Source organism: Kitasatospora terrestris (assembly GCF_039542905.1).
GTDB lineage: Bacteria > Actinomycetota > Actinomycetes > Streptomycetales > Streptomycetaceae > Kitasatospora > Kitasatospora terrestris.
Genome location: NZ_BAABIS010000001.1, coordinates 6215983 through 6227911 on the forward strand (window position 1 = coordinate 6215983; position 11929 = coordinate 6227911).

Here is an 11929-nt window from a genome sequence, read left to right on the forward strand (position 1 = left end):
CGGGCTCAGGACGGGTGGGCGCCCACCGCGTCGCGGATCTGGGCGCCGAGCTCGCTGTTGGCCCGGGCGCAGTTGGCGCAGCAGAAGAAGCTGCCCGCCACCTCCACGCCGTGGCCGACGATCCGGACCTGGCACTGCTCGCAGCGCGGTGCGAGCTTCTCCATCGCGCACTCGAAGCTGTCGAAGGTGTAGGTGTCCCCGCTGATCGTCTTGATCTCGAAGGACAGCCAGTAGTCGTTGTTGCACACCACGCAGACCGCCATGGAAGGACTCCTGTTCTCGGGACGTTCGGACACAGCTGCGTGATCGAGTCTTCGCCGCCCGCGGCCACCCGGCAATCGGCGGCGGTCCGAACGGATAATGGGCCCAGGGGCCCGGCTGAGGAGGCCACCATGATCGTCCGCATCTGGGAGGCGCAGGTGTCGCCGCGCCGGATCGAGCAGTTCTGCGCGGAACTCGCGGCGGAGGTGCTGCCGACGATCGCGGAGCGCGAGGGCTTCCTCGGCGGGGAGCTGCTGCGGGCCCTGGTCGACGGCGACCACCGGGTGCGGATGATCACCCGGTGGCGCGACGAGGACGCCCTGCGCGCGTACGCCGGGCCGATGTGGCGGATCCGCCCGGTGTGGGCCGAGGGCGAGCTGAACTACCTGGACCACCCGCCGACCGTCTCGCACTTCACCTCCTTCTCCCGGGTCGGGCAGGACTGAGGGCAGCCGGAGCCGGGGGCTCAGACGCCGGACGGGAGCCCCTTGGCGGCGCTGCGCATCCGGAAGGCCGTGACGATCTCGACGAGGCCGAGGACCAGCAGGACGCAGCCGGTCAGGACGGCGAGCGCGGTGATCGACTCCACCGGCCAGACCATCAGCAGGATGCCGCCGAGCACGTTGAGCACGCCGGCGAAGACCTGCCAGCCCCGCTGCGGCATGGCGTGGTCGGAGGCGGCCGCGGCGAGCTGGGTGATGCCGCGGAAGAGCCAGCCGATGCCGATCCACAGGCCGAGCAGGACCAGCGAGCGCACGGCGCTGCGGAAGCAGAGCAGGCCGAGCATCACGCACAGGGCGCCGCTGATGAAGGCCAGGACCCGCATCGCGGTGGAGACGTGGGTGCCGAAGGCGGCGACCAGCTGGACGACGCCGATCACCAGCAGGTAGATGCCGAAGAGCACGCCGATGACGGTCAGCGTCTCCTTCGGCCAGGCGATGACCACGACGCCGAGGGCCAGGGAGATCAGGCCGCCGATCAGCACGGCCTCCCAGGCGATCTTGGCCAGTCGCTGGAGCGGCCCGTCGAGACCGGGGTGTTCCGGGGTCGGAGTGGGTGCGGTGGCCATGGTGACTCCTGAAGGGCGGAGGGCTGGACCTTTCCACTCTCCTGGCGGAACGGCCGGACGGCACCGCGGGCACACCCGTTCGGATGGTCGGTCGGGCAACTGATTGCCCGTCGGTCATCTGCCGTCTTCCTTCGGGGCCGAACGGGGGATCTAGAATCTGACGGTATGACGGAGGAAGGGCGGGGGACCCCTGAGGCCGAGCTCGGCGGGCACTACATCGTCTGCGGCGGCAACGCGCTCGCCCATCGGCTGATCGAGGAGCTGCTCGACCAGTACGAGGTGCCGGTGGTGGCGCTGGTGCCGGACGTGGCCCGGGAGCACGGGCCGCGGATCGCCGGGCTGGAGGGGCTGGCCGCGGTGGTGGAGTCCGGCGCGGTGACGGAGGAGGCGCTGCGCTCGGCGGGGGTGGACACCGCGGTCGGGATCGCGCTGATGGACGCCACCGACCAGGAGAACATCCACGCCGCGCTGACCGCCGAGAACCGCAACCACGGCATCCGGATCGTCCTGCGGGTCTTCAACCAGCGGCTGGGCGAGCACCTGGAGAAGCTGCTGCCCAACTGCGCCGCGCTGTCCGCCTCGGCGACCGCCGCCCCGGCGTTCGCCAACGGCGCGCTGGGCCGGCCGAACTCGGTGCGGGTCGGCGAGCGCTACCTGTACGTCGCGTACGGCGAGGACATCCGCGACAACCAGGTCTGCCTGGTCGCCGACCGGATCGACCCGCAGGACCTGAGCACCATGCGGGTGCTCCCGGAGGGCGAGAGCCGGATGGCCGAGTACGTGGAGCTGGCCACCCGGATGAGCGACGAGAGCCCGATCGAGCTGGGCCGCCCGCCGCTGCGGGAGCCGGCCGACCGCGGGCAGGTCGCCGCGCTGCAGGCGCTGACCACCGAGCCGCCGCTGCCGATCCCGTTCCGCAAGCGGCTGCGCTGGTGGGCGCAGGACGTCCTGCGGTACTTCACCAGCGTCCGGCTGCGGGTGGTGCTGTCGACCGCGTTCGCGGCGGTGCTGCTCGGCACGGTGGTGCTCTGGCGGCACAGCGGCGACCTCGGCTGGACCGTCTACTACAGCCTGCTGGACGTCGCCGGTGCCGCCCAGCCCGACGTGCCGGGGCAGGAGTTGCTGGGCAGCGCGTGGACCCGGGCGGCCCAGGTGCTGATCACCTTCTGCGGGATCACCTTCGTGCCGGTGGCCACCGCGATCGCGGTCGAGGCGCTGGCCAGCGGCCGCCGCGGGATCCCGCGCTCGCCGGGCGCCCGGACCCGCGACCACGTGGTGGTGGTCGGCCTCGGCAACGTCGGCACCCGGGTGGCGACGGTGGCGCACGAGGCCGGGGTGCCGGTGGTGTGCGTCGAGCGGGACCCGCAGGCGCGCGGCATCGCGGCGGCGCGGGCGCTGGGGCTGCCGGTGGTGATGGGCGAGGGCCCGCTGGCCGCGCAGCTCACCCGGGCGAGGGCCCGGCACGCCCGGGCGGTGGTCGCGGTCACCCGTGACGACGCGGCGAACCTGGAGGCGGCGCTGGAGGCCCGGGCGATGCGGCCCGAGGTGCGGGTGGTGGTGCGGCTGTTCGACGACGAGTTCGCCCGCCGGGTGTACGCCACCCTCGGCAACGTGGCCTCCCGCTCGGTGTCCTACCTGGCGGCGCCGGCCTTCGCGGCCGCGCTGATGGGGCGCGAGGTGCTGGGCACCCTCTCGGTGTACCGGCACGTGCTGCTGATCGCCGAGCTGGCCGCCGACGAGGGGTCCGGCCTGCTGGGCAGCAACCTGCGCACCATCGAGGAGGGCGGCGGGGTGCGGGTGGTGGCGGTCCGCCTCGCCCGGTGGCCGCAGGAGTACCAGTGGAGCTTCGCCGACCGGGCGCGGGCGCTGGAGCCGGGTGACCGCATCGTGGTGGCGGCCACCCGGGCGGGGCTGGCCCGGCTGATCCAGTGACGCCGGGCCGCCGCCGGCCGCCTACTTGTTGCTGAAGTTCGCCGGGCGCTTCTCGGCGAAGGCGGTCATGCCCTCCTTCTGGTCCGCGGTGGCGAAGGCGGCGTGGAACAGCCGGCGTTCGAAGCGGACGCCCTCGGCGAGGGTGGTCTCGAAGGCCCGGTTCACCGACTCCTTCATCATCACCGCGGCGGGGGCGGACATCGCGGCGACCGTCTCGGCGGTGGCCATCGCCTCGGCCAGCAGCTGGTCGGCGGGGACGATCCGGGAGACCAGGCCGGCCCGCTCGGCCTCCTCGGCGTCCATCATCCGGCCGGTCAGGCACAGCTCCATCGCCTTGGCCTTGCCGACCGCGCGGGTCAGGCGCTGCGAGCCGCCGATGCCGGGGATGACGCCGAGCTTGATCTCCGGCTGGCCGAACTTCGCGGTGTCGGCGGCCAGCAGGATGTCGCAGAGCATCGCCAGCTCGCAGCCGCCGCCGAGCGCGTAGCCCGCCACCGCGGCGACCACCGGCTTGCGCAGCCGGCCCAGCTCGTCCCACGGGCCCAGCCAGTCGTCCAGGTAGACGTCGGGGAAGCGGTTGTCCTGCATCTCCTTGATGTCGGCGCCGGCCGCGAAGGCCTTCTCCGAACCGGTGATCACCAGACAGCCGATCTCCGGGTCGCGGTCGAAGTCCTTGGCGGCGGCGACGACCTCGGTCATCAGCTGGGTGTTGAGCGCGTTCAGCGCCTTCGGCCGGTTGAGCGTGATGATCCCGACCCGGCCCTTGCGGTCGACCAGGATCGTCTCGTACTCGGTCATCGTCGTTGACTCCCTTGCGTTGCCCTGCGGCTCACTGACGGTGGATACGATCTCCGAACCGGCGCCCGGGCGCCAGTCTCGCCAGGCGAGACGATCGTCACCCGAGGCCCAGGTCGCCGTCGACCGGCGCGGTGAAGAAACCGGCCACCTCGGCCTCGGTGACCTCGGCGAGCGTCGCGGGGCGCCACTTGGGGTCGCGGTCCTTGTCGACCACCTGGGCCCGGATGCCCTCCACCAGGTCGTGGTGGGCCAGGGCGGCGCAGGAGATCCGGTACTCCTGGTCGAGGGTCTCGGCGAGGGTGGCCAGCGTCCGGGCCCGGCGCAGCGCCGCCAGGGTGACCTTGAGCATGGTCGGGGACTTGGCGGCGATCTGCTCGGCGGCCTCCTTGGCCTCCGGGACGCCGCAGTCCAGCAGCCGCTCCACGATCTCCTCGACCCGGTCGGCGGCGTAGCAGGCGTCGATCCACTCGCGCTGTCCGGCCAGTTCGCCCGCCGGGGCGTCGGCGGCGTGCGCGGCCAGCGCCTCGGCGGGGGTGCGGGTGGCGAGCTCGGCGGTGAAGGCGGGCAGCGCGGCGGCGGGCACGAAGTGGTCGGCGAAGCCGCAGTGCAGGGCGTCGCCGGCGGTCATCGACGCGGCGGTGAGCGCCAGGTGGGTGCCGAGCTCGCCGGGGGCCAGGGCGAGCAGCCGGCTGCCGCCGACGTCCGGGACGAGGCCGATCCGGGTCTCCGGCATCGCCACCGTGGTGCGCCCGGTGACCACCCGCACGCCGGCGTGGGCGGAGAGGCCGACGCCGCCGCCCATGGTGATGCCGTCCATCACGGCGACGTACGGCTTGGGGTAGCGGGAGATCAGCTCGTTGAGCCGGTACTCGTCGCGGAAGAAGCGGCGGTAGCCGGCGCCGCCCCGCTTGGCGTCGTCGTGCATGGCGCGGATGTCGGCGCCCGCGCACAGGCCGCGCTCGCCGGCGCCGGTGAGCACCACGGTGGCCACCTCGGGGTCGGCCGCCCAGCCGTCGAGGGTCTCGCGGATGGAGCGCAGCATGCCGTGGGTCAGCGAGTTGAGCGCACTCGGCCGGTTCAGGATGATGCGTCCGGCGTGGCCGTCCCGCTCGAAAAGCACGTCCATGGTGGCTGTCTCCTTGCTTCCGAAGGTCTCCCCGGCGCCAACCGTACCGGGCCCGTCGCGCGGGGCGGCGGGCCCGGGGGCCGGGGGAGCGACCGGTCAGCAGGAGTGGGCGGGGGCGAGCGGGAAGGCGTGGACGCAGTGGGCCGGGTACGGGGCCTTCGGGCCGACGAGTACGGCGGCGGCCGGGGTCGGATGCGACGGGTACGGGACGAGGGCGTCGGCCCGGGGCACGGGCAGCAGCAGGTTGGCGGCGGCGAACGCGGCTCCGCAGAGCAGGGTGCGCAGCTTCATCGGGGGGTCCTCCGGGGGAGAGTGTCCGCAACGGCGCGTCCCCGTCGGCACCGGGCGTGGGCTGCCCGGCCGGGGGGACGCTGGTGCGTCAACTTCTAGGGGAGGACCGGCCGGTGGGGCCGCAATCTCACCCGTACGGCGGCGCGCTGCGTGCACGTCGTTGACGCGCGCGCCGCCGTGGGGAGGGGTGCTACGGGACGACCCGGCCGGTCACCTCGCCGAAGCCGATCCGGCTGCCGTCCGGGCCGGGGGCGGTGGCGGTGATGGTCACCTCGTCGCCGTTCTCCAGGAAGGTGCGGGTGGTGCCGTCGGCCAGCTTCACCGGCTGTTCGCCGTTCCAGGTCAGCTCGATCAGCGCGCCGCGGGTGGCCGGCTCGGGGCCGCTGACGGTGCCGGAGGCGTACAGGTCGCCGGTGCGCAGCGAGGCGCCGTTGACCGTCATGTGGGCGAGCTGCTGGGCGGCCGTCCAGTACATCGAGGCGAACGGCGGGCGGGAGACCGTCTCGCCGTTGAGCGCGACCTCCATCGCCAGGTCCAGGCCCCACGGCTCGCCGTCGCGGTCGTCCAGGTACGGCAGCGGCTCGACGTCCCGGGCGGGCGGGGCGACCCGGGCCTGCTCCAGGGCGTCCAGCGGGACGACCCACGGGGAGACCGAGGTGGCGAAGGACTTGCCGAGGAACGGGCCGAGCGGCACGTACTCCCAGGCCTGGATGTCGCGCGCCGACCAGTCGTTGAGCAGCAGCACGCCGAAGACGTGCTCGCGGAAGTCGGCGAGCCCCACCCGGGTGCCGAGGGCGGTCGGGGTGCCGACCACGAAGCCGACCTCCGCCTCGATGTCCAGGCGGCGGCTCGGGCCGAAGGACGGCGCCGGGTCGGCGGGCGCCTTGCGCTGGCCGTGCGGGCGGACCACCGGGGTGCCGGAGACCACCACGGTGCCGGCCCGGCCGTGGTAGCCGATCGGCAGGTGCTTCCAGTTGGGGGTGAGCGGCTCCGTGCCGGGGCGGAAGATCCGACCCAGGTTGGTGGCGTGGTGCTCGGAGGCGTAGAAGTCGACGTAGTCGGCGACCTCGAACGGCAGGTGCAGCTCGACCCCGGCGAGGTCGTGCAGGCAGCGGCCGATCTCCGGCCGGTGCGCCTCGTCGGACAGCCACGAGGTGAGCGCCGCGCGGACCGCCGTCCAGGTCGGCCGGCCGGCCGCCATCAGCGGGTTGAGGCTGTCCGCGTCCAGCAGCACGGACGGGCTGCCGACCGCGCGGGCCGCCGCCCCCGCGTCCAGCACGAGGTCGCCGATCCGCACGCCGATCCGTCGCCGGCCGGGCTGGTCGGGGGCGGTGAACACGCCGTAGGGGAGGTTGTGGATGCCGTACGGGGAGTCGGCGGGCAGGTCGAGCCAGGTGGTGGTCAACGGTCCTCCAGGGGGTGGGCCAGCAGGCCGAGCGTGTGCAGGTCCTCGAGCGGCTCGGTGATGCTGCAGGTGCCGAAGGAGGTGAAGAAGCGGCGGACGTAGTCGACCTGGTGGTCGCTCAGGCCGCGCACGGCGTCGGCGAGCACGGTGCCGTCGCGCTCGGCGAGCAGCTCGGCGGCGGCCTTGCGCTCCCCGGTCAGGGCGGCCAGCGCCACGTTCAGGAAGCCGTGGTGCTCGAAGCCGGTCGCCGGGTCGGTGTGCCGCACCGCGTGGTGCAGGCCGGCGGTGCACTTGTACGGCAGGCCGCGCTCGGCGCAGCCGGCCAGGAAGGCGGCCAGCTCGTCCTCGTCGGGGAAGGCGTCGGCGCTCAGGCCGCCGGTGCGGTACTTGGCGCGGTGGGGGGAGGCCACGAGGGCGTCCAGGTGGTCCTCCAGCCGCCCGGTGCGCGGGATCTCGACGGCCGCGGTGACGCCGATCGGCAGCAGCCCGTCCAGCGCGGCGACCGCCGCCGGGACGTCGGGCGCGGCCAGCTCGACCGTCACCACGGTCAGGCCGGCCGCGTCCGCGAGCGCCGCCCGGAGCTGGGCGCTGCCCCCCGGCAGCACCAGGCCCACCGGCAGGTCGGGGCCGGCCAGTGCGGCCAGCTCGCCGATCCGGGCCGCTCCGCACAGGAACGGGCCGACGGCGTCGGCGTACCGGGAGGACCGGTGCGCGAGGTGCGCGGGCACCGCCTCGGCGAGCGGCGCGTCCCCGGGCGGGAACAGCGCCGCGTCGTCGAACAGGCCCGTGAAGAGGGCGGGAACGGTCGTCATCGCCGCGACCACGTCCACGCGTAGTTCGGGTCCTCGCAGGCGCCGGCCGCCTCGCCGAGCTCCAGCGGGCGGAAGGTGTCCACCATCACCGCCAGCTCGTCGAAGAACTCCACGCCGATGGAGCGCTCGTACGCGCCCGGCTGCGGGCCGTGGGTGTGGCCGCCGGGGTGCAGCGAGATCGAGCCCTGGCCGATGCCCGAGCCCTTGCGCGCCTCGTAGTTGCCGCCGCAGTAGAACATGACCTCGTCGCTGTCCACGTTGGAGTGGTAGTACGGCACCGGGATCGACAGCGGGTGGTAGTCGACCTTGCGCGGCACGAAGTTGCAGATGACGAAGTTGTTGCCCTCGAAGACCTGGTGGGCCGGCGGCGGCTGGTGGATCCGGCCGGTGATCGGCTCGAAGTCGGCGATGTTGAAGGCGTACGGGTAGAGACAGCCGTCCCAGCCGACCACGTCGAACGGGTGGTGCGGCACGGTGTACCGGGTGCCCACCACCCCGCCCGGGCCGCGGTGCTTGACCAGCACGTCGACCTCGCCGCCGTCCACCACCAGCGGGCCGACCGGACCGCGCAGGTCCCGCTCGCAGAACGGCGCGTGCTCCAGCAGCTGGCCGTACTTGGAGAGGTAGCGGCGGGCGGGCGTGATGTGGCTGTTGGCCTCGATGCAGTAGGCCCGCAGCGGCTCGTCGCCGGCCGGCACCCAGCGGTGGGTGGTGGCCCGGGGGACGATCACGTAGTCCCCCCGGCCGACCTCCAGGCTGCCGAAGACGGTCTCCACCACGGCGGAGCCCGACTCGACGTAGACGCACTCGTCGCCGAGCCCGTTGCGGTACAGCTCGCTCGGGGCCCCGGCGACGACGTACGACAGGCGCACGTCCGCGTTGCCGAGCACCAGTCGGCGCCCGGTCACCACGTCGGTGTTCTTCCACTCCGCGCCCTGGAACAGCTCGTGCAGCTTCAGGTGGCGCGGGATCAGCGGGAGGTTCGCGGTGGTGGACTGGTCCGGCAGCTCCCACACCGAGGCCGCCGTGATCGCCGACGGGATTCCCTTGTGGTAGAGCAGCGAGGAGTCCGAGAAGAAGCCCTCCTCGCCCATCAACTCCTCGTAGTAGAGGCCGCCCTCGGGGGTGCGGTGCTGGGTGTGCCGCTTGCGGGGGACGTCGCCCAGCTGCCGGTAGTGCGCCATGGTCTACGAATCTCCCTGTCGACTCAGAGGTTGCCGCGCTTTTCCTGCTCGCGCTCGATCGCCTCGAAGAGCGCCTTGAAGTTGCCCTTGCCGAAGCCCAGGGAACCGTGCCGCTCGATGAACTCGTAGAACACGGTCGGCCGGTCGCCGATCGGCTTGGTGAAGATCTGCAGCAGGTAGCCGTCCTCGTCGCGGTCGACCAGGATGCCGCGGCTCTTCAGCTCCTCGATCGGCACGCGGACCTTGCCGATCCGCTCGCGCAGCGCCGGGTCGTCGTAGTAGGAGTCCGGGGTGTTCAGGAACTCCACGCCGCGCGAGCGCAGCACGTCGACGGTGGTGAGGATGTCGTTGGTGGCGAGCGCCATGTGCTGGCAGCCGGCGCCGGTGTAGAACTCGAGGTACTCGTCGATCTGCGACTTCTTCTTGGCGACCGCCGGCTCGTTCAGCGGGAACTTCACCCGGTGGTTGCCGCTGGCGACGACCTTGGACATCAGCGCCGAGTACTCGGTGGCGATGTCGTCGCCGACGAACTCGGCCATGTTCACGAAGCCCATGACGCGGTTGTAGAACGAGACCCACTCGTCCATCCGGCCGAGCTCCACGTTGCCGACCGCGTGGTCCAGCGCCTGGAACAGCCGCTTCGGCGCGCCCTCGGGGCGGACCACGGTGGAGGTCCGCGCGACGTAGCCCGGCAGGTACGGGCCGTGGTAGCGGGAGCGGTCGATCAGGGTGTGCCGGGTCTCGCCGTAGGTCGCGATCGCCGCGCGGCGGACCGTGCCGTTCTCGTCGGAGACGTCGTTCGGCTCCTCCAGGATCGTGGCGCCCTGGGCGCGGGCGTGCGCGATGCACTTGTCCACGTCCGGCACCTCGAGCGCCAGGTCGACCACGCCGTCGCCGTGCCGGCGGTGGTGGTCCAGCAGCGGGCTGTCCGGCAGCACGCCGCCCTTGATCACGAAGCGGCAGGAGCCCGACCGCAGGACGAACGCCTTGCGGTCGCGGCGGCCGGTCTCCGGACCGGAGTAGGCGACCAGCTCCATGCCGAACACGGCCTGGTAGAACTGCGCCGTCTGGGTGGCGTTGCCGACCACGAAGACCACCGCGTCCTGGGCGGTCACCGGGAACGGGTCGTTCCCGGCGTCGTGCTCGACCAGGCCCACCAGGGTGCGCAGCTGCTCGGCCGTGAGACCGGCCTCCAGCTCCTCGGGCGTCAGTTCAACGGCGTTGGCGGTCATCGGTGCTTCCTCCACGTCGAGGTCGGTTGCGCTGAGCTTGGCCCCTGCCGGATGGATGGGCAACAGGTCGGATTTGAGCTGATCAATGTGTGCAAGATGAGCAGGTGAGGGGGGCCCTCAATGGACAGATTGTTCAGTTGTCGGCCGGTAGGTGCGTGGTGAACCAGGAGACCGCCAGGTCCGCCACCGCCTCCAGCGCGCCCGGCTCCTCGAACAGGTGCCCGGCGCCCGGCACCACCTGCAGCGAACTCTCGCAGCGCAGCTCCGAGCGCGCCCGCCGGTTCAGGTCCAGCACGTCCGGGTCGGCGCCGCCGACGATCAGCAGGGTCGGCGTGCGCACCTCGGCCAGGCGCGGGCCGGTCAGGTCGGGGCGCCCGCCCCGCGAGACGACCGCCACCGGATCGAGGTCCGGCTCGGCGGCGGCCCACAGCGCGGCCGCCGCGCCGGTGGACGCCCCGAAGAAGCCGACCGGCAGGCTGCCGACCGCGGCCGGCAGCCGGCGGGCCGCCCCCGCCAGCCGGGAGCCCAGCAGCGCGGTGTCGAAGACCTTCCGACGGTCCGGCTCCTCCTCGGCGGTCAGCAGGTCGAACAGCAGGGTCGCCAGGCCGGCGCGGTTCAGCTCGGCCGCCACCCGGCGGTTGCGCGGGCTGTGGCGGCTGCTGCCGCTGCCGTGCGCGAACAGCACCAGGCCGGCGGCGGACGCGGGGACCGCGAGATCGCCCGGCAGGGTGACGTCCGGGAGGGCCAGCTCGACCTCGACCGGATCCGGCTCGGGGTCCGGCGCCGGATCCGTCGGCGCCGCCTCCAGCAGCTCGACCACCTCCGCGTCCGAGGTCTGCGAGAAGTCGGCGTAGAACTCGCCGATCGCCCAGAAGCGGCCCGGCGTGTGCGGGCACACGAACGCGTCCACCTCGGTGCCCAGGCGCTGCGCCCAGTCCTGCGGCGCCACCGGGACGGCCAGTACCACCCGCGCCGCGCCCCGGGCCCGGACGATCCGGCAGGCCGCGAGCGCCGTCGACCCCGTCGCCACGCCGTCGTCGACCACCACCACCGTGCGGCCGCGCAGGTCCACCGGCGCGCGGCCGCGGCGGTAGCGGGTGGCCCGGCGGTGCAGCTCGGCGCGCTCGCGCCGCTCCACCTCGGCGAACTGCTCCGGGGTGACGGCCGCGCCGCGGACGATCGGGTCGTTGACCACCCGGGCGCCGTCCTCGCCGATCGCCCCCATGCCCAGCTCCGGCTGGAACGGCACCCCCAGCTTGCGGATCACGCAGATGTCGAGCGGGGCGTGCAGCGCCCGCGCCACCTCCGCCGCCACCGGCACCCCGCCCCGCGGCAGGCCCACCACCACCGGGTCCTCCGGGTGCGAGCGCACCACCTCCGCCGCCAGCCTGCGGCCCGCGTCACGCCGATCGGTGTACATGGCAGCTGCCTCCGCCTTCCACGGTACGCGCGCAGGCGCAGGCCGGTCAGGGGCTCGCCGTCCCTCGAAACCGGGCCTGGTTCCGGGCCCGCGGCACCGGGCACCGGATCTGCGTGCCGCCCGCCCGCGAACGGGTCAAGACGGTGGACCCGGTCCACCGGGCCGTCGAAGCGATGGACCGGTTCGGGACCGCCCGGCGCGGCGGGCAGGCGGCGGCGTGCTGGTGGACGCCGGGGCCGGCGTCGACTTCGGTGCGGGCGGGAACCGGCTCGGCGCCCACCACCGGCCCTCGCCACCCCGCTCGACCCGGCCCGGCCGGTACGGAGTGCGGACTCCGTACCGGCCGGGCCTCTTGACGCGGGCTTTGCCGACACCCAATCATCATGGTCGCGTCAATCC

Annotated in this window: 12 protein-coding genes; 2 read left to right on the forward strand and 10 right to left on the reverse strand. The window is 73.5% G+C overall.

The annotated features are described in order from the left end of the window. Window positions 1-5: 5 nt before the first annotated feature. Entirely contained in the window at window positions 6-263 is a 258-nt protein-coding gene (locus tag ABEB06_RS28485) for a Prokaryotic metallothionein (RefSeq protein ID WP_345699750.1), read from the reverse strand. 129 nt (window positions 264-392) lie between these two features. Here ABEB06_RS28485 and ABEB06_RS28490 point away from each other — a divergent pair, with 129 nt between their 5' ends. After that, window positions 393-707 carry an antibiotic biosynthesis monooxygenase family protein gene (locus tag ABEB06_RS28490; protein WP_345699751.1) on the forward strand — a complete coding sequence of 105 codons (315 nt, stop codon included), beginning with the start codon at window positions 393-395 and terminating at the stop codon, window positions 705-707. 20 nt (window positions 708-727) lie between these two features. Here the strand turns inward: ABEB06_RS28490 and ABEB06_RS28495 are convergent, their stop codons facing one another. Continuing rightward, a complete protein-coding gene (locus ABEB06_RS28495; protein WP_345699752.1) occupies window positions 728-1330 on the reverse strand; it encodes an HdeD family acid-resistance protein in 603 nt (200 codons plus the stop codon). 165 nt (window positions 1331-1495) lie between these two features. Between ABEB06_RS28495 and ABEB06_RS28500 the strand changes: the two genes are divergently transcribed. Then, entirely contained in the window at window positions 1496-3262 is a 1767-nt protein-coding gene (locus ABEB06_RS28500; RefSeq protein ID WP_345699753.1) for an NAD-binding protein, read from the forward strand. Window positions 3263-3283: 21 nt separating this feature from the next. Here the strand turns inward: ABEB06_RS28500 and ABEB06_RS28505 are convergent, their stop codons facing one another. The 8 genes from ABEB06_RS28505 to ABEB06_RS28540 form a co-directional block, all read right to left on the reverse strand. Then, on the reverse strand, window positions 3284-4060 hold the full coding sequence (locus ABEB06_RS28505; protein ID WP_345699754.1) for an enoyl-CoA hydratase: 777 nt from the start codon (window positions 4058-4060) through the stop codon (window positions 3284-3286). A 97-nt stretch (window positions 4061-4157) separates the two neighbouring features. Continuing rightward, complete coding sequence (locus ABEB06_RS28510; RefSeq protein WP_345699755.1) at window positions 4158-5186, reverse strand: enoyl-CoA hydratase/isomerase family protein; 1029 nt, start codon at window positions 5184-5186, stop codon at window positions 4158-4160. 96 nt (window positions 5187-5282) lie between these two features. After that, a complete protein-coding gene (locus ABEB06_RS28515; RefSeq protein WP_345699756.1) occupies window positions 5283-5477 on the reverse strand; it encodes a hypothetical protein in 195 nt (64 codons plus the stop codon). Between the two features lie 190 nt (window positions 5478-5667). Beyond that, window positions 5668-6882: a fumarylacetoacetase gene (fahA, locus tag ABEB06_RS28520; protein WP_345699757.1), complete on the reverse strand. Its 1215-nt coding sequence runs from the start codon at window positions 6880-6882 to the stop codon at window positions 5668-5670. Continuing rightward, a complete protein-coding gene (locus tag ABEB06_RS28525; RefSeq protein WP_345699758.1) occupies window positions 6879-7694 on the reverse strand; it encodes a hypothetical protein in 816 nt (271 codons plus the stop codon). The genes fahA and ABEB06_RS28525 overlap by 4 nt, the downstream gene beginning before the upstream one ends. Further along, window positions 7691-8878 (reverse strand): homogentisate 1,2-dioxygenase, encoded by a 1188-nt coding sequence (locus ABEB06_RS28530; RefSeq protein ID WP_345699759.1) that lies wholly within the window; start codon window positions 8876-8878, stop codon window positions 7691-7693. Before ABEB06_RS28530 ends, ABEB06_RS28525 begins: the two co-directional genes overlap by 4 nt. A gap of 23 nt (window positions 8879-8901) precedes the next feature. Beyond that, complete coding sequence (gene hppD / locus ABEB06_RS28535; protein ID WP_345699760.1) at window positions 8902-10110, reverse strand: 4-hydroxyphenylpyruvate dioxygenase; 1209 nt, start codon at window positions 10108-10110, stop codon at window positions 8902-8904. A gap of 133 nt (window positions 10111-10243) precedes the next feature. Further along, a complete protein-coding gene (locus ABEB06_RS28540) occupies window positions 10244-11530 on the reverse strand; it encodes a phosphoribosyltransferase family protein (RefSeq protein WP_345699761.1) in 1287 nt (428 codons plus the stop codon). Window positions 11531-11929 lie beyond the last annotated feature (399 nt).